This is a genomic window from Mesorhizobium sp. M1334 (genome assembly GCF_040317995.1).
GTDB lineage: Bacteria > Pseudomonadota > Alphaproteobacteria > Rhizobiales > Rhizobiaceae > Mesorhizobium.
This window is the reverse complement of sequence record NZ_JAMYLM010000008.1, coordinates 51701-72871: the sequence shown is the minus strand read 5'-3', so window position 1 is coordinate 72871 and position 21171 is coordinate 51701. Positions and strand designations below refer to the sequence as shown.

Sequence of the window (21171 nt, the reverse complement as noted above, 5' to 3'; positions counted from 1 at the left end):
AGCGGAGAGAGCGATGCGAAAAGCTGCGGGTGTTGTTGCCTGGGTGCTCGCCTTGCTTGTGGCTGCCGACGCAGCGCCCATCGCTCTCAAGCGCGGCGTTGGCGTGCATCAGTGGCTCAACTGGTCGCCGGTGGAGAAGGACGGAACCTACGTTTGGCCGCCCTATCGCAGCGAAAAGGAGTGGCTTGCGGAAAGCAGGCCGCTCGCCGACTGGCCGCCCGGGGAGGTGTTTGCCCACATCCGATCGATGGGCTTCGACTTCGTCCGGCTGAGCGTCGATCCCGGCCCGCTGCTTGCCAGCGAGGGCGCCAAGCGGCAACAGGCGCTGGACATACTTGCCGCCGCCGTCGAGCGGATCACGTCGACCGGCCTCAAGGTGGTTTTCGACCTGCATGGCGTCACTCAGGTTCCCGACTACAGCATGGAGATGATCTATGGCGGCGCCGACAGCGAGGGCGTTGCCCGCTATCGTCAAGTGGTTGTGGCGGTCGCCGCCATGCTGGTCAAGATAGGCACCGACAAAGTCGCCCTCGAACCTTACAACGAGCCCGCATACTACCCTTGCGATGCGAGCGGCAGCGATGACTGGCAGGGGATCATGGCAGGGACCGTCCACGACATTCGAGCGGTCAGCAGCGAACTTACCATCGTTGCAACCGGCGCCTGCGGCGGCAGCATTGCCGGATTGGTCAACCTCAGCCCCGGCTTTGATGACCCAAACCTCTATTACAGCTTCCATATGTATGAGCCGCACAGCTTCACCCACCAGCGGCCCGATGACACAATCAGCTTTGCTTCGGGACTTCCCTGGCCGGCCGACAGCAGTACACCCGAAGTGGTGACCGAAACCCTTAGAGCGCGGATGGAGGCTGCCGGCTTGAGCAGGGTCGAGCAGGTCATGAACATGGCCACCGCGCGCCAAGCAATCGCGAGGTATTTCGAGCAGAACTGGGGCCAGAGCCAACTGGAGGCGAGCTTTCGCCAGGCTGTCGACTGGGCTGAAGGCCATGGCATCCCCAGTCGGCGGCTCTTCATGGGCGAATTCGGCGCTATCCTCATGTCCGCGGACGGCCGCATGGGCGCCTTTGAGGCCGACCGTTCGCGCTATCTCAAGGCAGTGCGCGGAGAGGCCGAACGCTTTGCGATCCCATGGTCTGTCTGGGAGTTCTCCAATCCCTATGGGATGAGCCTCATCCTGCCCGATGGCCCCCCGGTACCCGACCCGGAGATGCTGCAGGCATTGGGCCTGCCATAGGTGCCGTCACTCGCCCTCACCAGCGAACAACCGGTGGCAACCCCTGACCGCCAGGCTCCATCGAGGATGGCCCGTGGCAGCTTTCTCCCGGTCGGGTTGTGTCGGCACGAAGTGTTTAACACATTTGTTGTACTGAAGTGAGGAATGCGCGCACCTAGGGGGAACAATGTGTGGAATTGCCGGATGGATCGGTCGAAGGGCTAAAAATCCACAAGAGCGGGCCGCCAGAATGTCAAACGCATTGCGGCATCGCGGTCCCGATGCCGAAGGCACCGAGATATTGGACCTGAATACCGGCGAGCAACAATTGGCATTGGTCCATCGCCGCCTGGCGATCATTGACTTGGCGCCCGAGTCGAATCAGCCGATGCAGATTGAGGACGGTCGTCTCAAAATAATTTTCAACGGCGAGATATATAACTATATCGAGCTGCGCCAGGAACTGATCGGCCTTGGCCATCATTTTCGAACGCGCTCCGATACCGAGGTGCTGCTCCGAGCCTACGATCAGTGGCGCTTGTCAATGTTCGATCGGCTGAGCGGCATGTTCGCCTTTGCACTCTGGGATGCTCAGAGGCAGGAATTGATCCTCGCCCGGGATCCCTTCGGGGAAAAGCCGCTTTACCTCATGCAAAGCGAAAAATTGCTGCTGTTTGCCTCGGAGATCAACGCATTGCTGTCATCGCAGCAAGATGCTCAGGAACTCGATCTGGATGCCGTGCACGAGTATCTGAACTGGCGTTATGTGCCGGGACCGCGCACGCTTTTCAAACAGATCCGCAAGCTCAATCCCGGAAGCTATGCTGTCTGGTCGCAAGGGGTAGTCAAGGAAACGCGCTACTATACGCCTCCGGACCAGGCGGCCCTGGCCGAGCGGATCGACGGAAAAACCGCAAAGCGGCGATTTCTGGAACTGCTCGACCATTCCGTCGAGATCAGGATGCGCAGCGATGCACCTTTTGGGGCCTTTCTCTCCGGAGGGCTCGACTCCTCGGCTATCGTCGCGCTGATGGCCAGGCACAGCGCCACGCCCGTTCGCACGTTCTCCGTCGGGTTCGACGACGCAGCCTATAGCGAATTTGCATTCGCCCGGCGCGTTGCCGATCATTTCAAGACCGATCATTGCGAACTTGTCATCCAGCCAGACGATCTGATGGATCATCTGCCGACGATGGTTCGCCAACGCGGGGCACCTGTTTCGCAAAGCAGCGATATTCCAATTTACCTGATGTCGGAGCGAGCCTCGCAAGACGTCAAGATGGTGCTCACCGGCGAAGGAGCCGACGAGATTCTCGGCGGCTATCCCAAGCATCGCGCGGAATCACTGGCCGGGATCTACCAGTCGCTTGTCCCAGCCTCGCTGCACGATAACGTCCTTTCCCCTGTGGTACGCGCGATGCCGGGCGCGTCGGCCAAGGTCGATACGTTTGCCCGCACCGCGGGCGAAAGGGACTTTGCCGCCCGGATGGTCTCCTGGTTTGGAGCCGTTTCCGCGCAGCAGCGCGCGTGCCTGATCGGTGCGTCAGTAAATCGCCGTTATGAGCGCAATGAGTTTCCGTTCTCGTCAAGCGCTGCGGCCTCCCATCTTCGCCGCGTGCTGTTTTTCGATCAGACGTCGTGGCTGCCTGACAATCTCCTGGAACGAGGCGACCACATGATGATGGCCGGTTCAATCGAAGGAAGAATGCCGTTCCTCGATCGCGACCTGGTTTCGTTCGTCAGCAAATTGCCCGATCGCTACAGGCTGGGTTGGTTGCACAGCAAGCAGATCCTGCGCGACAGCATGGCCAATATCCTCCCGGAGGAAATTCTCAGCCGCCGCAAGGTCGGGTTCAAGGTACCGGTCGCCGAATGGTTTCGCGGATCGATGAGGAACTACGTGCATGACCATCTTTGCTCGCCTCACTCCGTCATTCGCAGCTATCTGAGTCCGAAACAGCTTGATCAAATCGTCTCCGAACACACCACGCGTGCCGCTGACCACGAAAAACTGATATGGGCGCTGTTGAATTTGGAGATATTCCACCGCGAATTCAGGCTCGAAGCGCCGCCGCGATCGTCGGCCTCAGCGCTTGACCGGTTGACGGCTTGACGCGGCCGACCGCCAGACATCGCAGATTGCGCCGACAAACGGGGCGAGCTCAAGCCGTTCCCGATGCACGGCCATGGCACCGGCACCAAGCCTTGCCCTCAGTGCCGGGTTCTCCACGAGGCGGCTCAACGCGTCGGTCAACGCTGTAACATCGCCTGGCGGCACCAGCAGCCCGGATTGCCCGTCGGTGATTATGTCTTCGACCGCGCCAACCGGGGTCGCCACCACCGCCAAACCGGCTGCCATGCCTTCGATCACCGACATCGGCAGATTTTCGGCGAAGGAGGGAAGAACCAGAATATCCGCCGAAGAAATCAGCGATGCGACATCGTCCGGTCCCACCCAACCCGGAAAGGCGATCCGGTCTGCAATCCCCAGCGCGGCTGACTTTGTCCGTGCCGCCTCGACTTCACCATCGCCGGCAATCGTGGCGCGCCAATTCTTGACAGGGCTCATGCGGTGCAGTGCCTCCAGCAATTGCGGTACGCCCTTGCGGTCGCCGATGCGGCCCAGGAACAGGATATGCACATGGTCGCCGCCGCCGACATGCGCCAGCGACGGGACTTCGGTCGCATTGGGTACGATCACGATATTGCCGGCTGCGCCCGGCGCCCGGCTGGCGACGAAATCGCGCCAAAGCCGACCCAAAACGATCACCCGATCGGCGTGCTCGAACAGAGCTTTGATACGGCCGCTTATGAAACCGCGGTCGGCTTTCCAGAATGTCTGATACTGCGCCCCGTGCAAATGCAGGACATAGGGTATCGACAGCAGCCGTGCCCAGGCGGCGATCACCATCTTGCGATAGGTGCTGCCGGAAACTGAGATGTTGATGTGAATGACATCGGCACGTCCAGCCACACGCGCTTTAAGCATCCGTAAGCAAAAGCCGAGCATATAGAAGATCGAAAGTCCGACATGCCCCGGGCCACGGCTGGCAAGGAAGCACACATCGATGTCGGCGATTTCCTGCCGTTCGAACTCCTGCTTCAGCGCCCCCATGATGCGGTCGATGCCGCCCTGCCCCGAAACGCCCGACGGCGTCGCGACCAGGACATGTATTTTTCGATCGGATATGAGGCGCTGCAACATGATGGTACCCTAAATAACACAGACCGGGTAACTGCAAAGCAAACGTTCCCGATAAGGTTTACGGCAAATCTTTTAGTTCAAACTGAATCTGTTCACCCTTCGCCGTCATCGCGCTGGATTTTCCGCCAGTCGGCGGCTAGTCGAAGGTGAGTTTTCCAGGGACACGCCCTTGCTGCTCCGTTCCACGCTCATTTATGCTCCGGCGATCCTGCTGACGCGAATTTCGGCGCTGCTCCTGCTGGTCGTCGTGACGCGTTTGATCGACCAGACCGAGTATGGCCTGCTCACCCTGGTGGTGACCGTCGGTGAAATGACCGACATTGCCGTCACCAACTGGCTGCGCATCGCCCTGCTCAGGCTTGGCGGCAAGGGCGAGGTCAGCCGCGGCAGCCTGATGCTGGCGGGGCAGGTGTTGCTTGCGACCACGGCCCTGGCGCTGGTCATATCGATAGGCGCGTCGGCGGTGATCGTGCCTGAACGCTGGGTCGAGTTCGCGATCGCGGTCTGCGGCTATCTGGTCGCCGGATCCATCAGCCGCTTCGCCTTGACGGTGCTGCAGATGCAGCAGCGCCATTCGGTCTATTCAATGCTAGAAGCCCTGCGTGCGTTGCTGCAACTCGCGTTACCGATCGGCGCTATCCTTGTCTTTCAGGACAGCTTTCTGACGGTGTCGCTCGGTTCGAGCCTCGGCGCCTTGATTGCCGGCATCGTGGCGGGGATCATGGCATCCCGACGCGTTGTTACCGGTCCGCCGCGTTTCACCCACAGAGACTTCTTTGCGCTCGGTGTGCCGCTGATCATCATGGCGCTGGTTGGGTTTGGGCTCAACAGCGCGGAGCGTCTGTTCCTCAAGTTCTATTACGATGCCAGCGCCGTGGCGATCTTCGCCGCAGCCTATGCGTTAGCCCGCCAACCGATCGATATGGTCGCCAACGCCATCAACATGGGCGCCTTTCCCGAGGTGGTCAGCCGCTTCGACGAGGACGGGCCCGCGGCATCGGGTCGGTTGCTGTCGCAGTTGATGGCCTTGATGATGCGGCTTTGCCTGCCGATTGCAGCGATGCTGGTCGCGCTCAGCGGCGATATCACCGAGCTCATGCTGCCCTCGCAATATCACGGCCGCTTCGGCCTGCTGTTTCCAATCATTGCCTTCAGCGTGCTGTGCGCCAACCTCACCAGCTTCGTCTATGGCGTCGTGGTGCACGCGCACAAGCGGCCGTGGCTGCTGATCATCGCCAACCTCTTCGGCTCGGTGGCAACAATTGCATTGTCCCTGCTGTTGATCCCCCCGATGGCCGAGATCGGCGCGGCTTTGGCGCTTGCGGGCGGCTCGGTAGTGGGCTCCATAACCTGCATTGTCATCAGCGAGCGGCTCACGCCGGTGCCGGTGCCGTGGCGCGACATCGGTGTTTCGGTAATCATCTCGCTCAGCACGGGGGTGGCCGCCAAGCTTGCCAGCATGGTGGCCGGCGACGTGCCGGCGATCTTCTCGCTTGTCGCCGGCGGCACCGCCGGCGCTGCGGTCTTCTTCGGGCTGACCTCGTTGTTCCATCCTGTAGCAGCGACGCAATTCGTCGCCCAGTTGCGGGAGCGGCTGCGGATCGCGTAAGGCGAAGTCCAGGGCCGACGCCTGTTTTGTGAGGGAACGCGAATCTATAAACCGGCGTTTCGACGCCAGCGACGCTCCCAGAACTCCCGGCAGAGCAGCCCGGCATAGGCAGTGTTGGTATCGTAGTAGCGGCGCCACAAGCGTCGCGGCTCCTGGATGACGCGGAACAGCCACTCCAGGCCGGCCGCTTGTATCAGCCTCGGCGCACGGGCAACCTTGCCGCCATAGACGTCGAAACTGCCGCCCACGCCCATCACGAAGCTTGGGGCGAGTTCATCGCGGTAGCGTTTGAGAAAGCGTTCCTTGCGCGGTGTCGGCATGGCCACCAACAGGCAGTCGGCATCAGAGGCGTTGATCGCCGCGACGATCCCGGCCTCGTCCTCCGGCTTGAAATAGCCGTTGCGCGTCCCCGCTATGCTGAGGCTCGGATGGTCATTGGCAAGTCTCGCTACGACCGCATCGAGAACGTGCTGTTCGGCCCCCAGCAGATACGGCCTGAATCCACGCATCGCGCAGAGGCTCAGCAGATTGATCATGATGTCGACGCCCGCCACGCGCTCGGGCAGCGCGACGCCGCACAAACGCGCACCCCAAAGCACGCCAATGCCATCGACATTGACGACGTCCGCCCCGGCCACGTCGTCGCGCAGTTCGGCATTCTGGCGCATGGTCACCAGCTTGGCGACATTCACGACCACATGGTGCAGCGGCCGCCGCAGGGTCATCGCCTCTTCGGCGATGGCCAGCGTCTCTGCCATGGTCAGCGCATGGATAGGTGCGCCAAGGAACTCCCGGCGCCGTGACGCCAACAGGGAATGCTGCGCCCATGCCGGGGCGTGCGCGTTCATGCGGCCTGCTCCCTTGCAAGCGGCACTTGTGCGATCTCTGGTTTCTTGCCGTCGATGCGGGCGTCCGGCTTGCGCGCCTTGCGCCACGTCCACAGGCCCCTCGTATCGACGAGCTTCTTGTCCTTGAGCGCTTCGGGGTCGACCAGATTGAATTGCCGATGGTCGACCAGGAGGACGACGATATCGGATTTGTCGATGGCCGAAAGTGCATCGGTGAACACGATGCCCCTGCCCTCGAGCTCGTGCGGCAGCGCATTTGTGTTGGGTTCAGCCGCAATGATCTTCACATTGGGGATATCGGACAGAAGCTTCACCACTTCGACGGCCGGGCTCTCGCGCAAATCGTCGATGTTGGCTTTGAAGCTGAGGCCAAGGCAGGCGATCGTCTGCTTGCGGGAGGGATCGAGCAAGGCCTCGATATCCCTGACCACCGACATGGGCCGCTCGGAATTGATCCGGCGTGCCGAAGCCATCAGCCGCGTGCTGTTGGGTGCGGCATCGATGATAAAATATGGATCGACCGCAATGCAGTGACCGCCAACGCCCGGGCTCGGCTGGAGGATGTTCACGCGAGGGTGCCGATTGGCGAGATCGATCACTTCCCATACATTGAGCGACAGATCCTGACACACTGCGGCAAGCTCGTTGGCAAAGGCGATGTTGACGTCGCGGAATGCGTTCTCCGTCAGTTTCACCAGCTCAGCACTTTCGGCCGTTGTCATGAACAGGTCGCCGGTGACGAAGGTCGAATAGAGTGCCGCGGTCCGTTCCGACGATTTGCGGGACAATCCACCGATCGAGCGATCATTGTTGATCAGCTCGGTCAGCACCTTTCCCGGCAGCACGCGCTCGGGCGAATAGGCGACCAGCACATCGGCGTCTTCGCCATGCTGGACAGGAAATTTGAGATCGGGCCGCAATTCGGCAAGCAGCCCGGTCATGATCCGCGTGGTTCCGACCGGCGATGTCGACTCCAATACCACAAGGTCTCCCCGCTTCAGCACTGGGGCGATGCTTCGTGCCGCCGCGAGCACGTAGGTTACGTCCGGCTTATGGTCGTGGGTCATCGGGGTCGGCACGGCGATGATATAGGCGTCCGCCGGCTGCGGCGTGCTGTAGGCCATGAGCTTGCCGTTCGCCACGACCTTCTGGATCAGACCGTCAAGGTCCGGCTCGACGATGTGGATTTCGCCGCGGTTGACCTTCTCGACCACCGCTCCGTTGACATCGACGCCAATGACGTTGAGCCCGCGGCTGGCGAAAATGGCGCAGGTCGGCAGGCCGATATAGCCCATGCCGATTACGGAAACGGTTTTGATTTCAGCCATGATGCAGCAGTTCCTCAACAATCCGGTTACTGGCCCGGCCATCGCCATATGGGTTGTGTCGTTCCGCCATGCCGCGATAGGCAGCCTGATCGTCGAGCAGGCGATTGGCGTTGAACAGGATTTTCTCGACATCGGTGCCGACAAGACGGGCGGTGCCGGCCACGATCCCCTCGGGTCGCTCGGTATTTTCGCGCATTACCAGCACCGGCTTGCCGAGTGAAGGCGCTTCTTCCTGCACGCCACCGCTATCGGTAAGCACCAGATAGCTCTGCTTCTGCAGGTACAGGAACGGCAGATAGTCCTGCGGCTCGACCAGGTGGATGTTCGGCACGCCTTCCAGGTCTGCGTTGACCACTGAGCGCACATTGGGGTTTGGATGGACAGGGTAGACGATCTGCACGTCTCCGCGCGCCGCCAATCCCTTCAACGCCGTACAGATGCGCTGGATGCCGCCGTCGAAATTCTCGCGGCGATGGCCGGTGACGAGGATCATCTTCTTGGAAGGGTCGAGGAAAGGGAAGCGGGCAGCGAGCTTCGCGTTCATCAACCTGTCGGCATCGATCGCGCTTGAAAAATGCAACAGTGTGTCGATCACCGTGTTACCGGTTACGAAGATGGTGCTTTCGGCTTTTCCTTCGGCGATGAGGTTGTCGCGCGCCTGAACGGTCGGCGCAAAATGCCAGGTGGCGATGTCGCCGGCAATCTTGCGGTTCAGTTCTTCAGGAAACGGCGAGTTGATGTTGTGGCTGCGCAATCCTGCTTCGACATGAGCGACCGGGATACGCTTGTAGAAGGCAGCCAGAGCCGCGGCCATCGCCGTGGTGGTGTCGCCCTGCACCATGACGATATCGGGCTTGGCCTTGTCCAGCACCTCGGCCATGCCCAGCAGCACGCGCGAGGTCACGTCGAACAGCGACTGGCCGGGTTGCATGATGTTGAGATCGTGATGCACAGGCAGGCCGGTCAGCTCGACAACCTGGTCGACCATTTCGCGATGCTGGGCGGTTATGCATATTTCGGTGATGAAGCCTGGATGAGCAAGGGCGGCACGCGCCACTGGAAAGCATTTGAGTGCCTCCGGCCTCGTGCCGAACACGATCAGCAGTTTCTGCCTCGATGGCAGTTTTGGACGTGAAAGGACGTTCATCGCTGATCCTGGTCGCCTGCAGCCTTCGGGACATGCCGACTATTGCCCGCACGAGTTATAATAGCGTCGAGAAGCGCCTTCGTGATCTCAATTCTTAATATATGATTAACAACCAAGGCCGCGTTCTCCCGGGTTAACTCTTGTGAAAGGTTGGGCTGACAAGTAGTCTATGGCAGTAGTCTTGAAAAAGAATATATTGGATTGACTAATATTTTAATCATCGGCCACGCCGGCGCATCCCGGCGCTGGGAAAATGAGCTTCTGGCGCGGTTGAGTGCGGCTGGACATGCGGTTTCGAGTAGCCGCGCGCCGACGCCTGAACCCAATGCGCGCTCGATGGATAATGTGCTGGCGCTCGAGGGCCGGCGCTTCGGCCCCTCACTGGCAAGCCGTTCCCGGCCGTTGCCATCCGGCGACACCGGCCCAGTCGATCTTATAGTCGATCTCACCGCTAGCGCCGCACGACGGGGCACGCCTGTCCTGACGCTCGAATTTTGCGGCCACAGCAGCTTTGCCGCGGGTATGACCGAGATGCTGGCGAGCGGGCGGTTGCCCGAACTCACCGCGCGCCTCGACGGCGTTGCCGTCGCCAGGGCACGGCCGATGATCAGCGATCGGCTATGGCTCTCCCGGACCAGCAACGACCTGCTCGCCGGCGCCATCTCCGTGATTGCCCAATGTGTCGCCGGCTTTTCAGCGGGCAAACTTGCGCCGATTATTGAGAGGCCGGCGCCGCCCCTGCAGAAGGGCGGATTTATCAGGCACTATCTGCCCTTTTTCGGCAGGGGAATGGTCGACCGCGCGGTGCAAAAACTGCGACGTGGTCGGCGCCCCTTCTATTGGCAGGTTGCTTACCGGCTGATCGACGGTCCAGGCGTCGCCGAGACCGGACGACTCGACGGTAAGCCGTTCACCGTGCTTGCCGATGACGGGCAGCGCTTCTACGCCGATCCGTTCGTTCTCGAGCGCGACGGCCGCCATTTTCTGTTTGTCGAGGAATTTCCCTATGCCACGGGCCGCGGCGTGATTTCGGTGGCCGAACTCGGCACCGACGGCACTTTCGGCGTGCCGAAGGTGGTGCTGGAGGAAGCGCATCACCTGTCATATCCGCAGGTGTTCGCTCACTCCGGCGAGATTTTCATGATCCCGGAAAGCGCTGCGGCGCGCGAACTGGTGCTCTACCGTGCCGTGCAGTTTCCGGATCGCTGGGTACGCGATACGGTGCTGATGACGAACAGGGATTTCAACGACGCCACGCTGCTCGAATCCGACGGCCGCTTCTGGCTGTTGGGGACAGAGCGGTTCGGTCACGGTAGCGCGTCTGACACGATGGCGGTCTATTCCGCCCCGGCATTGCGTGGGCCGTGGGCTGCGCACGCGCTCAATCCCGTCGCGGTCGACCACTCCGCCACTCGGCCAGGCGGCGCCTTTATCCGCCAGGAGGGCTCGCTGCTGCTGCCGGTGCAAAACGGCTCAAGAGCCTATGGTGGCGGCCTGGGGTTAATGCGACTGGATCGGCTTGATGATTTCGATATCCGTTTCGAACTACCCCGCCCAATCGATCCGGGGCCGGCATGGGCCCGCGCGGGCATTCACACGCTCAACCGCGCCGGCAGTGTTGAGGTCGTGGATAGCGCCGGCTGACCGGATCTGAGGTCGGGCTTAACGAGATCCAGCCGGGTTGGGTGGGACGCAGCGGCCGAAGGAATGCTTTCGATCTGGCCCCGATAGGGCTGCTTTCTGAAGGCAAGCAGCAACACCACCATAATCGCAATCTCCGGCGACTTTGAAGAGAGCGCGTTGTTCGACAGCGCGGCAAGCAAGAAAGTCATGGTGCCTATCCAGGCAGGCAGCGGCGCCCCGCGCAGCAGCCGAAAAATGAACCAGAATATCAACACTGTAAAGAGCACTGCTATGGGCAGGCCGAAGAGCATGATGATGACCACCGGCGCGCTCTCGATGAAGGGGAGATGCAGCTTCTCGTTGACGATCTTCAGGAGTTCGTCGCCGTTCATGCCGAACAGGATGTCTTTCCAGCTGACAAGTCCGAACACCTGGTAGATCGTCACCCGGGCCATAAAGTTTTGGTCGAAGATGGTGTTGCTGAACCGGTTCAGCAGACCGCCCGCAAACAGCATCGCTACGAGCACCGCGCCACCCGTCACGGTGAACATCAGCACGACAAATTTGGCCTGCCGCTCATACTTGAGCGACAGGCCCGGCCAAGGCACGAACAGCAGTAGAATGAGGATTTCTCCGGCAGCGAGCAGCAGTGCGGCGCGAGCGCCCGATGCAGCACAACCGACGACCAATACGAAGATCGCCACCACCCGCACCCATATGCGCCAGCGCGTCAGCGGTACGAATCCGATGACTGTGGCGCAGAGCGCGCCCAGTGACAGCGGGTGGGCTGCCAGGCCGATCGGCCTGAACTGCAGTTCGTTGATACCGTACGGCAGAAATCGATGTTGAGTCACGGCCTCGATCGTGCCGATCACGGCGCTGAGGATAGCCATGCCAAGCACGACGTCGCCCAGCGCCCGCCGCGACTCCGCGTTTAATGCTAGCATCAACAGGCCTGCGGCGCCGGCCACCAGATAGGTATCGATGATGAACCCGGAGGAGCCCGCGCGGCCGGTAGCGAACAGATAAGGCACCAGCGCGAACATCAGCACCGAATAGCGGACCAACGCCTTGAATATTCCAATTTCGTCGCCCTGCAGCAGAAACGGTCGGCTGAAAAGAACGACAGCAAGCAGCAGGAAGATCGCATAGGTGCCGAAATGCAGCTTCTCGTAGAACGAGCCTCCCTGGGCCGTATAGTCGACGACCATGTTCATCACCTGCGGCGACACCGTAAAGCGAAGCAGGAACGCGAACGCCGCGCACAGGAAAAACAGCAGCGACAGCGCGTTCTGACGGCGCGCCTGGGTGGACAACAATCGTTCCGATGCGGCAGCGGGATAGCTCATGGTCCATCCAGGTGAAGATGTTCAAACGGCATTCCGGCCAACGAGATCCATTCAAGGACCGCCGAAGGGAGGCGGCCTGTGTGTGCCGGCGAAATATGCGCCGGGCCATGCGTTTGCCACAACCGTTAAATTCGATGCCCGTACGTTTGCACGGTCTCCTTATTTGTTCCCCGTGACAGCGTAAGGAAGCGATGTGTTTCTGATCGTTCTTCTGCCGTTCAGAGCGAGAAGAATCGGCTTCTCGATCATCTGGTGGATCACCAGACTGGCTATGCAGGCCGTCACGATGCTGACCACGGAGACCAGCAACACCGTCGCCGGATGTTCGTAGCCGATGGTGCGCCTGGCCAAATAGGCCACGGCGCCGATCACGAAGATATGCGACAGGTAAAGCGCGTAGGAGGCGTCGCCGAGCTCTTCGAGCAGGCTCCAGTGCTTCAGTTTCGGTTCCAGTATGAGGCCAAGATGAAGCAGGCTGGCTGCCCACATTACCTGCCCTACGAAGCTGATCTGGCTCATCAGCGGCGTGCCGTCATCGACGAATGCAAGCACCACACCTGCAGCGGCCATGAGGCCGAGTAGCCAGGCATGGCGTGTGCCGGAAACAAGGCCGCCATCCAGATAGCGCCGGCCTATCCACATGCCGATGACGAACGCCACCGGAGAAGCGTTCAGATAGAACTGGATAACAGGGTTGGTGGGAGCCATCAGCAGCCCGGCCAGCCACATCGCAATGAAAAAGACCGTCAGCACAATTACGCGCGCGGTCACTGACAGGAACGCGAGCGCCGCAAATGCGATATAGAAATAGACCTCATAATTGAGCGTCCAGCCGAGTGCCAGAATTGGGCTGACGCCATCTCGTTCGGGCGCTTCGTGGACAACGAAGAAGAGCGACTGGAGATAGTGGGGCCACGTAAAGACAGTCGTCTGGAAGAGACTTGGTGCAAGAGCGGCCAGAAGTGCGGCGACGCTTGTGAAAAGCCAGTAGAGGGGGACAATCCGGATCGCCCGGCGTTTCAGGAAGGTTGGAGCAGAGAAAACACCATTTCCTGTAATATAGACCATTATGAACCCGCTAACGACGAAAAACAGAACAACGCCAAGGCGCCCCGCGGTCACGATAATCGGATTGTCGATGCCGATCTGGTAAGAAAAAGCGTGCGCGAACAGAACCAGCAAGGCAGCGCAGGCGCGAAGATACTGGATCGAATAGAATTTGTTCACGTTCCCCTCCTGCAATTGCAGGCGACTGATGCCATCCTGCAGGTCGCGGTCAGTGCTTCAGTTGTCATCCAAAAGGCGTTGCGATGCTTTCAATACAAGCGCGCCGTTAAGTGCGCGTTACCGATTTCATGAAAATCACGCACCCGGTTCGGGCGCCAATCCGGCGATGGCAAGGATTCGCACCAGATTCTGGGCAACGGATCCGTTCAACGTCCACCGGACGAACGGGTATGAACGGCAAAATGGGCCAACTTGGAAAATAAGATGTTAACGATGTTTCTGTAGAGCAGGCCAAGCGTAATGATTTAACAAGGGTTGTCACCATGTCTGCCGGTTCCGGCACCCCCCCTATCTCCGCAGCGGCTTCCAACAACAGTGCATTCGAGCGTATTGCCAATGCACGGCGCAGGGCATTGCTGCAACAGCATGGCCCAGTCGCGGCGCTAAGCTCCGCACCGGTGACGCCGCAAACTCCGGAGCCTGTCGCCACGGTGACCCTGGACAAGATCGGCGATTTCCTCGAGCTCGATTTTCGACGCCTGTTCGTCTGGCTGCGGGCCGGCCTCGCCCTGGCGCTCATGCTGGCGGTAATCGGCGGCATTGTCGGCGGCGCCTATGCATTGCTGAGCAAGCAGCGTTACACCGTCACGACGGAGGTCCTCATCAACCCTTCCAATTTGCAGGTTGTGGAAAACGACCTCTACTCGCAACCGGGCCAGGTCGATAGCCAGCTGCTCAGCACGCGCAGCAAGCAGCGCATCCTGACCTCGGGCAACGTGCTTTCCCGTGTGGTGGACGAACTGAATCTGACTCACGATCCAGAATTCTTCGATCCGGACCGGAGCACATCCTCGTCTGGCGCTGTGGCGAAGCCCGACCCGAGGCTCATCGCCTTGAAGAATCTGGCGGACCGGGTAGACGCCATCGCGGACCCGACATCGTTCGTCACAACCCTCTCGGTATCTGCGGAAACCACCGCCAAGGCGATCCTGATCTCGCAGGCCCTAGTCAAAAACTTCCAGGAAGAACTGGCCAAGGCCGAAGCTGCCGGCGCCAGCCGTGCCGCGGCAGCCCTTGACAGCCGGCTTGGCCAACTCAAGAGCGACGTGCAGGCTGCCGAAGAGAAGGTCGAGAGCTATAGGCGTAGCCACAATCTGTCCTCCAGCAATGGCCAGCTTGTCAGTTCGCAGACAATGACGCAGCTCAATGGCGAAATCGTCGATGCGCAATCGCGCGTCATCGCCGCGCAGGCAAGCTACGACGCCCTGGTTGCCTCCGGCATCAATGGGGCCAATCCCGACCCCACGGTTTCGGAAGCGCTCGCAGCGCTGCGCGACAGGTCAAACAGCCTGCGGCAGCAGATCGACTCACAGTCGATGACCTTCGGCCCGCGTCACCCGACGATTGTCAGACTCAGGACGGAACTCGAGACCGTCAACTCGCAACTCCGGGCCGAGTTCTCCCGCACCGTCGGGACGGCAAAGGCCAGCCTGGACAAGGCCAGGGCCTCGTTGGCTTCTCTCAACGCCAGGATGAACGATCTGAAGAGCAATGTTTTCACCGACAGCGAGTCCGAAGTCGCCCTGCGTGAACTTGAACGCGATGCCGCCTCGAAGAGAGCCGTCTATGAGAGTTTCCTGTCACGTGCACGCCAAATCAGCGAGCGCGAGCAGATCGACACGACAAACGTACAGGTGATTTCGACCGCGGTGCCCCCGCCCGCGCGCTCATGGCCCCCGCGCACTGCCCTGGTAGCAGGCGCAGGAGCGTTCGCAGGCTTTGCCCTGGGCATGCTGCTGGCCATCGGCATGGGCATCATCCGCGACATGCGTCGGCCGCCGAACCGATCAGGCCTTGCCGCCAGCCGAGCCTGAAGCAAGGCATGGTGAAGCGCATCGTTTTCCACATCGCCAGCCTGAGGGGCGGCGGCGCCGAACGTGTCTTCGTCCTGATGGCAAATGAACTGGCGTCGCGTGGCCACGAGGTCACGCTTTTTACCTGGAACGCGGAAGGCCCTAACGCCGCGCTGCGTTCCGCTGCCGTGCATCTGGTCGACTTCGGCCTTCTCTTGCGCGGCGAGGGTTACGCCAAGTCGGCGACGCTGAAAGGCATCGTGCGAAGCGCAAATTTGTTCCGCCGCCTTGATCCTGATGCGGTCTATAGTGCCCCGGAATTCGCCAATCTGGTGATGGCGCTGTCACTCATGTTGGCCAGAAGCCGGGCAAAATTCTTTCCAAGTTTCCACGCGGCCGCCTCGCTGCCTGCCAGCGGCCTCGGCGCGAGACTGGCGATCGGGCTTTCCGCGCTGGTTGCAGCGCGTGCAACCAAAGCCATCGCCGTTTCGGCGGGTGTCGGCCGTGACATCATCGCCCGCGGCTTCCCCAAATCCAAGGTCGTCGTCATCAACAACCCGCTGCCGCCGGCTGAAGCACCGCAGGGGACTTCCTATGCCTGGCAGGCAGCGTTGGCGGCGATGGGCGATGGCCCCGTCATCGCCACCGCCGGACGCCTGGTGCCGGTCAAGGACCACCGGACTTTGCTGCGGGCCTTCGCTGCCCTGCGCGCCGGCCGCCCTGCCCGGCTTGTCATCTTCGGCGAAGGTCCGCTGGCTGCCGAATTGCACGCCTATGCCGAAGAGACCGGCATCGGCGCGCACGTGCTCTTTGCCGGCTACGTCAACGACCCCGCAGCTTGCTATGCCGCAGCCGATCTGTTCGTTCTGTCATCGACCAGCGAAGGCTTTGGCAACGTGTTGGTCGAGGCCATGGCTGCAGGTGTCCCCGTAATCTCCACCGATGCCCCGCATGGCCCGCGAGAAATACTCGGTGACGGCCGCTTCGGCGCCTTGGTGCCGGTCGGTGACGCCGCAGCCCTTGCGAAGGCGATGGCCGAAATGCTGGATCACCCCATCCCTGCTGCCGTGCTGAGAAACAGGGCGCTGGATTTCACAGTCGACAAGATCGGCGATCGCTACGAAGCGTTGCTCTAGTTGTCGCGCACGGCCAGCAGATCGCGGTTGGATGCGATCGACGCGGGCGGGTCTTGATTGCCGTAATCTCTTCACAAGCTGGAGCGCAGCGGCTCATGGTCGGGCGTTTCCTCGTTCCTTGAGTTGTTGGGCGAGGAAGTCCTTGACCGAATCGAGAACCGCGTCCCGTTCATGAGATACGCCTGGCAGCAAATCGAAGCGCACGCGCGCACCCGCCTCCTCGAACGATCGACACAAGGCCATGAGGCGTTCCGGCCGTGTTCGCCCGGCATCGTTGGCGCCTGGCATCCAATGGGTGCTGCCTTGCACATGAGTGATTTCCCAAGTCTCCAGGTCAGCGTCGCCGACGATCATCTGGAAAGGCACTTTTGCCAGCGCTGCGGCATCGAAGGTGATGCCGAACTTCTCCGGCAGATCGCGAATGCCCACCCACCAGTCATGCGTCGGATCGAGTAAGGTCACCGAGCCTGGCGCGCCGATTGAGGCCGCCCAGAGCCTGTCGGGATGCAGGATAGCAAAACGATGCGTGAAATGCCCGCCGCCGGAAAATCCGAACATGGCAAAGCGGCTCCAATCCTGACTGTATTTGGCGCTGACCTCCTCAATCATGGCGAGCAGCACCTGATCGTAGCGTATGTTGCCCTCGAGCATATATTTGTACCCACTGCGGGCATCGTCCCCGAGAACGCCGATCGGAAACAGCGGACACAACACGGCGCAGCCGTTCCAGCGTCCGAACTCGGAAAACGCGTCGCGGAATCCAAGAAAAGAGGTGCGGCCGGTGCCATGGACGGCGACCATCAGGTCGACTTTGGCCCCTTCTCCAACCGCGGGAGGCACATACAGGCAATAGTGAAAGCGCGGGTCTGATTTGGAAGCAAAGATGGCGGTCGCGCCAAGGTCATAGGTAGCGCGACCGCGATCCGCGACAGGCCCCTTGGCAACGCTTGTCAAACCGATAACTCCTTAATAGGCCCGGCATTCCGACAACAATATACCGGTCGGCCGACTTCGTGAACTGGAGGCGCCTCCAGGCAGCCGCGAGGAGGACCTCGTCTTGCACCGGAAGCAGGTCGCCGGCGGGACGATCGGAGGCAAAAAGAATGCCTCCGCCAACGCCTCGGGCAGCCGCCATTAACTTTTCGTTAACCATGCCGGGCTAGCCTTAACCAATCAGTAAGGACTCGCCTCTGTGACCTGCGTCGCTCCCATCCAAAACAAGTCCATACGCTTTCGAGCGCGCTCGTTTGTAGCCTTCACCCTCACCCCTGAGGCCCCGCTAGGGGAATGGCTGCAAAGCCTCGATCACTGGACCGAAAACTCTCCCGGCTTCTTTGCCGGCCGCCCGGTTGTGCTCGATCTGACCATGTTCAAGCCCGAGGTGGGCGAGATGCGGGATCTTGTCTCACAACTCGCGGAGCGCGGGATTCGCATTTACGCGATCGAGGCCGATGGCAACGTTGCTCTTGATGCCGATCTGCCGCCGCTCCTCGTTGGCACCAAGGAGGCCACCGCTGATGCGCTTTACGCGCAGCCGAACCCGAAGGCCGCCGCTGAGGCCAAGACGGAAGAGCCGCAGGCGCCGAACTCATTGATGATCAAGGCACCGATCCGCTCCGGCCAGTCGATCTTTCACCCCGATGGCGACGTGGTCATTGTCGGCTCCGTCAGTTCCGGATCCGAGATCATCGCCGGAGGATCGATCCACGTCTACGGCACGTTGCGTGGACGTGCGTTCGCCGGCGCCACGGGAAATTCCGCAGCTCGCATCTTTTGCCGGAAAAATGAAGCCGAACTTCTGGCGGTAGACGGCTGGTACCGCACCGCCGAGGAGATGGACGCCTCCTCGCGAGGAAGGCCGGTACAGGCCTTTCTCGAGGACGGCGCACTTTGCGTAGCACCGCTCAACTAACAACATTGGAGGCACAAATATGGGCAAGGTAGTGGTTGTCACATCCGGCAAAGGGGGTGTCGGCAAGACGACCTCGACGGCCGCTCTCGGCGCCGCGGTCGCGAAAACCGGCAAGCGGGTGGCCCTCGTCGACTTCGATGTCGGGCTGCGCAACCTCGATCTGATCATGGGCGCCGAGCGGCGCGTTGTTTTCGATATCGTCAACGTCATTCAGGGAACCGCCAAGCTCTCGCAGGCGCTGATCCGTGACAAGCGGCTCGAAACGCTGTTCCTGCTGCCGGCCTCGCAAACGCGCGATAAGGATGCTCTCACCGAGGAAGGAGTCGCCGATGTCATCGACAAGCTGCGATCGGTTTTCGACTACGTCTTCTGCGACAGCCCGGCCGGCATAGAGCGGGGCGCGCAACTTGCCATGCGCTTTGCCGACGAGGCGGTAATCGTTACCAACCCGGAAGTGAGCTCGGTCCGCGATTCCGATCGCATCATCGGCCTGCTCGACTCCAGGACGATGAAAGCCGAGCAAGGTGAATCGATTGCCAAACACGTCCTCGTCACGCGCTACGACGCTGCCCGCGCTGCCCGCGGCGAGATGCTCAGCATTGATGACGTTCTCGAGATCCTGTCCACGCCTCTGCTGGGAATAATTCCCGAGAGCCAGGACGTGCTGCGCGCATCCAATGTGGGCGCGCCGGTTACGCTCAGCGAAAACACCAACCCCGCCGCACGCGCCTATATCGACGCGGCAAGAAGACTCGAGGGCGAGGACCTGCCGGTCATTCTGCCTTTCGAACGGAGGGGCCTCCTCGACCGGCTGTTGGGAAGGAGGGCAGCATGAACCTGCTCGATATCTTCAAGCGCCGCGGCAGCGCGCCCGTGGCGCGCGAGCGCTTGCAACTGCTGTTGGCTTACGAGCGTCGAAGCCGCAACCAGCCCGATCTCGTCTCCGTGTTGCGCGAGGAGATCATGGCGGTGATCGCCCGGCATGTTCAGGTCGACCAGGATTTCCTGCAGGTAAGCATGGATCACGGCGAAACGACGTCGAGATTGGAGATCGACATCCAGATCCCCAACAAAGTCGCAATGCCCATGGCCGCGGCGTTCTAACGAAACCCTCCAGTCAGGGCTTGCGTCGGCTGCTGCCGAAATTGCGGCGCCGTGGTTGGTGTGCTTGAGCCGGTCGCCACCGGCAAGTTCTCGCAAGTCGAGGACAGTAACCACTCCCTCACCAAAACCCCGCGGCCGTTTCCAGCCGCGGGGGGCCTTGGGAGGGCCTTTCGAAACCCGTGGTCAAATGTTGGCGAGCAATTCGTTGACGCGGCTTTCCATGTCGGCAAGGGCGGTGTCGACGTCCTTCTGGCCACTGATTGCTGCACTCATCTCTTCGCCAATAATGTCCTGGATCGCAAACTGACGCTGTACGGCGGACGGCAGCGGCTTGCCGAGATCAGCGACCGCAGAGATTGTGTTGCGATGCGGCAGTGCCTTGAAGGCGTCCGAGGTGATGACGGCCTTGTAGGCTGGCAAGTGGCCGGTGCGCGACCATTCGAAGTCGTTGTCGGCGAAGAACTTCAGGAATTTACCGATAGCCGCGATCTGTTCAGGCGTGCGGTCTTTCTGCGAAACGGCCCAGGTGTGGCCGTCGGCATATTGCGCATGGGCGCCGCCAAACAGCTGCGGATACGGATAGACCGCATATCCGCCCTTGTTGAGCGCCGTCCCCTTGGTCTCGGACTGGGCGTTGTAATCGCCGACCACCCACGTACCGTTGAGATGGACGCCACCCTCGCCGGCAAGGAAGGCGTTGATCGAGCCGCCATAGTCGAGATCCTTGGTGGTGTAGCCCTTCTCGAAGATCGCCTTGTACATCTCGACGACCTTCTTGGCTTCCGGCGTATTCAATTTCACATGCTTCGGATCGGCAAAGAAATCGGAATCCTGCTGGAAAAGATAGGTGTAGAGGTTGCGTGTGTAGAGTGCAGTCTCATTGGCCAGGTTCTGGACGAAATAAGGCTTGCCCGTCTTCTGCTTGAACTGTTCGGCCTGGGCGAGCAGTTCCTCGGGCGACTTTGGAAAAAATCGGCGTGCCGTCTGCATTGACGAGGCCGGCTTGTTTGAAAAGATCCATGTTGACGTGATAGAGCATCGTCCAGCTGTCGATCGGCAGACCATAGATCTTGCCGTCTTTGGTGGCGCCATTGCGTGCCGCGTCGGTGAAGGCGTCGGGTGTCACGCCGACCGACTTCAAGAGATCGTCGAGCGGCATCAACAGGCCCTTCGACTGATAATCCGACAGTACGGATTCATGGATCGTGACGATGTCCGGAGCGTCGCCTGAAGCGAACTGGGCGGTCAGCTGATCATAGCCGGGCCATTCCACGGTGGTGACGTTGACGTGGACATCGGGATTGTCGGCGTTGAACTTGTTGATCAGCGAGGTGATGATGCCGCATTCGCCAACGGCCTTGGTGGCATCGGTGTTGGTGCCGAAATCAGCATCGCAGGCGCCGAAAAAGCGCTGCACGCTCAGTTCGGTGGCCGCGAAGCTTGGAGCTGCGAGCAGCATTGCGCCCGCAGAGACTGCGGCAAACAGTATTTTTTTCAGTTTCATATCAGTTCCTCCTACTGAGTTTCCGCCGCTCCACCCTGGATTGGCTTTCGTGCTTCAATCGCTGCGCATTCCCCCGGCCGTCAGGCTATCTT

Annotated in this window: 16 protein-coding genes and 1 pseudogene; 9 read left to right on the top strand and 8 right to left on the bottom strand. The window is 60.8% G+C overall.

Features of this window, described 5'->3' with window-relative positions; all coding sequences use genetic code 11:
• The first annotated feature begins 13 nt into the window (after window positions 1-13).
• Both NKH17_RS16575 and asnB read left to right on the top strand, forming a co-directional pair.
• Window positions 14-1255: a glycoside hydrolase family 5 protein gene (locus tag NKH17_RS16575; protein ID WP_352897631.1), complete on the top strand. Its 1242-nt coding sequence runs from the start codon at window positions 14-16 to the stop codon at window positions 1253-1255.
• Window positions 1256-1421: 166 nt separating this feature from the next.
• Window positions 1422-3347: an asparagine synthase (glutamine-hydrolyzing) gene (gene asnB, locus NKH17_RS16570; protein WP_352897629.1), complete on the top strand. Its 1926-nt coding sequence runs from the start codon at window positions 1422-1424 to the stop codon at window positions 3345-3347.
• Here the strand turns inward: asnB and NKH17_RS16565 are convergent.
• Window positions 3321-4439 (bottom strand): glycosyltransferase family 4 protein, encoded by a 1119-nt coding sequence (locus tag NKH17_RS16565; RefSeq protein WP_352897628.1) that lies wholly within the window; start codon window positions 4437-4439, stop codon window positions 3321-3323. The genes asnB and NKH17_RS16565 overlap by 27 nt on opposite strands.
• Before the next feature lie 169 nt (window positions 4440-4608).
• Here NKH17_RS16565 and NKH17_RS16560 point away from each other — a divergent pair, with 169 nt between their 5' ends.
• Entirely contained in the window at window positions 4609-6048 is a 1440-nt protein-coding gene (locus tag NKH17_RS16560) for a lipopolysaccharide biosynthesis protein (protein ID WP_352752845.1), read from the top strand.
• 44 nt (window positions 6049-6092) lie between these two features.
• On the opposite strand, the gene NKH17_RS16555 is transcribed toward NKH17_RS16560, so the two are convergent.
• Genes NKH17_RS16555 through wecB form a run of 3 tightly spaced genes read right to left on the bottom strand, consistent with a single transcriptional unit; the run spans window position 6093 to window position 9371 of the window.
• A complete protein-coding gene (locus NKH17_RS16555; RefSeq protein WP_352897626.1) occupies window positions 6093-6896 on the bottom strand; it encodes a WecB/TagA/CpsF family glycosyltransferase in 804 nt (267 codons plus the stop codon).
• Window positions 6893-8224: a UDP-N-acetyl-D-mannosamine dehydrogenase gene (gene wecC / locus NKH17_RS16550; protein WP_352475697.1), complete on the bottom strand. Its 1332-nt coding sequence runs from the start codon at window positions 8222-8224 to the stop codon at window positions 6893-6895. The genes NKH17_RS16555 and wecC overlap by 4 nt, the downstream gene beginning before the upstream one ends.
• A complete protein-coding gene (wecB, locus tag NKH17_RS16545; RefSeq protein WP_352475698.1) occupies window positions 8217-9371 on the bottom strand; it encodes a non-hydrolyzing UDP-N-acetylglucosamine 2-epimerase in 1155 nt (384 codons plus the stop codon). The genes wecC and wecB overlap by 8 nt, the downstream gene beginning before the upstream one ends.
• 201 nt (window positions 9372-9572) lie before the next feature.
• Between wecB and NKH17_RS16540 the strand changes: the two genes are divergently transcribed.
• Window positions 9573-11015, top strand: coding sequence for a glucosamine inositolphosphorylceramide transferase family protein (locus NKH17_RS16540; RefSeq protein ID WP_352475699.1), 1443 nt, complete (start codon window positions 9573-9575; stop codon window positions 11013-11015).
• Here NKH17_RS16540 and NKH17_RS16535 read toward each other — a convergent pair.
• Window positions 10964-12343, bottom strand: a complete 1380-nt coding sequence (locus NKH17_RS16535; RefSeq protein ID WP_352475700.1) for a VpsF family polysaccharide biosynthesis protein — start codon at window positions 12341-12343, stop codon at window positions 10964-10966. The genes NKH17_RS16540 and NKH17_RS16535 overlap by 52 nt on opposite strands.
• A gap of 159 nt (window positions 12344-12502) precedes the next feature.
• Window positions 12503-13570, bottom strand: coding sequence for an acyltransferase family protein (locus tag NKH17_RS16530; protein WP_352475701.1), 1068 nt, complete (start codon window positions 13568-13570; stop codon window positions 12503-12505).
• A gap of 323 nt (window positions 13571-13893) precedes the next feature.
• Between NKH17_RS16530 and NKH17_RS16525 the strand changes: the two genes are divergently transcribed.
• Window positions 13894-15444: a GumC family protein gene (locus NKH17_RS16525; RefSeq protein WP_352897623.1), complete on the top strand. Its 1551-nt coding sequence runs from the start codon at window positions 13894-13896 to the stop codon at window positions 15442-15444.
• 8 nt (window positions 15445-15452) lie between these two features.
• The gene (locus tag NKH17_RS16520; protein WP_352475703.1) at window positions 15453-16559 is read left to right on the top strand and encodes a glycosyltransferase; all 1107 of its coding nucleotides are present in this window, start codon (window positions 15453-15455) and stop codon (window positions 16557-16559) included.
• Window positions 16560-16652: 93 nt separating this feature from the next.
• Here the strand turns inward: NKH17_RS16520 and NKH17_RS16515 are convergent, their stop codons facing one another.
• On the bottom strand, window positions 16653-17513 hold the full coding sequence (locus tag NKH17_RS16515; protein WP_352475704.1) for an alpha/beta hydrolase: 861 nt from the start codon (window positions 17511-17513) through the stop codon (window positions 16653-16655).
• A 238-nt stretch (window positions 17514-17751) separates the two neighbouring features.
• Between NKH17_RS16515 and minC the strand changes: the two genes are divergently transcribed.
• The 3 genes from minC to minE are packed head-to-tail and all read left to right on the top strand — an operon-like array spanning window position 17752 to window position 19575.
• Window positions 17752-18471: a septum site-determining protein MinC gene (gene minC, locus NKH17_RS16510; RefSeq protein ID WP_352475705.1), complete on the top strand. Its 720-nt coding sequence runs from the start codon at window positions 17752-17754 to the stop codon at window positions 18469-18471.
• Between the two features lie 19 nt (window positions 18472-18490).
• Window positions 18491-19306 (top strand): septum site-determining protein MinD, encoded by an 816-nt coding sequence (gene minD, locus NKH17_RS16505; RefSeq protein WP_254819515.1) that lies wholly within the window; start codon window positions 18491-18493, stop codon window positions 19304-19306.
• Window positions 19303-19575, top strand: a complete 273-nt coding sequence (gene minE / locus NKH17_RS16500) for a cell division topological specificity factor MinE (protein ID WP_023677151.1) — start codon at window positions 19303-19305, stop codon at window positions 19573-19575. Before minD ends, minE begins: the two co-directional genes overlap by 4 nt.
• Before the next feature lie 183 nt (window positions 19576-19758).
• Here minE and NKH17_RS16495 read toward each other — a convergent pair.
• Window positions 19759-21034: pseudogene (locus tag NKH17_RS16495) on the bottom strand (extracellular solute-binding protein).
• Between the last annotated feature and the right edge of the window lie 137 nt (window positions 21035-21171).

Bases quoted from the DNA above. Each gene is read 5' to 3' on its own strand.
- NKH17_RS16575 (WP_352897631.1), top strand. From the start codon at position 14: ATGCGAAAAGCTGCGGGTGTTGTTGCCTGGGTGCTCGCCTTGCTTGTG.
- asnB (WP_352897629.1), top strand. From the start codon at position 1,422: ATGTGTGGAATTGCCGGATGGATCGGTCGAAGGGCTAAAAATCCACAA.
- NKH17_RS16565 (WP_352897628.1), bottom strand. From the start codon at position 4,439: ATGTTGCAGCGCCTCATATCCGATCGAAAAATACATGTCCTGGTCGCG.
- NKH17_RS16555 (WP_352897626.1), bottom strand. From the start codon at position 6,896: ATGAACGCGCACGCCCCGGCATGGGCGCAGCATTCCCTGTTGGCGTCA.
- wecC (WP_352475697.1), bottom strand. From the start codon at position 8,224: ATGGCTGAAATCAAAACCGTTTCCGTAATCGGCATGGGCTATATCGGC.
- wecB (WP_352475698.1), bottom strand. From the start codon at position 9,371: ATGAACGTCCTTTCACGTCCAAAACTGCCATCGAGGCAGAAACTGCTG.
- NKH17_RS16535 (WP_352475700.1), bottom strand. From the start codon at position 12,343: ATGAGCTATCCCGCTGCCGCATCGGAACGATTGTTGTCCACCCAGGCG.
- NKH17_RS16525 (WP_352897623.1), top strand. From the start codon at position 13,894: ATGTCTGCCGGTTCCGGCACCCCCCCTATCTCCGCAGCGGCTTCCAAC.
- NKH17_RS16520 (WP_352475703.1), top strand. From the start codon at position 15,453: ATGGTGAAGCGCATCGTTTTCCACATCGCCAGCCTGAGGGGCGGCGGC.
- minD (WP_254819515.1), top strand. From the start codon at position 18,491: ATGGGCAAGGTAGTGGTTGTCACATCCGGCAAAGGGGGTGTCGGCAAG.
- minE (WP_023677151.1), top strand. From the start codon at position 19,303: ATGAACCTGCTCGATATCTTCAAGCGCCGCGGCAGCGCGCCCGTGGCG.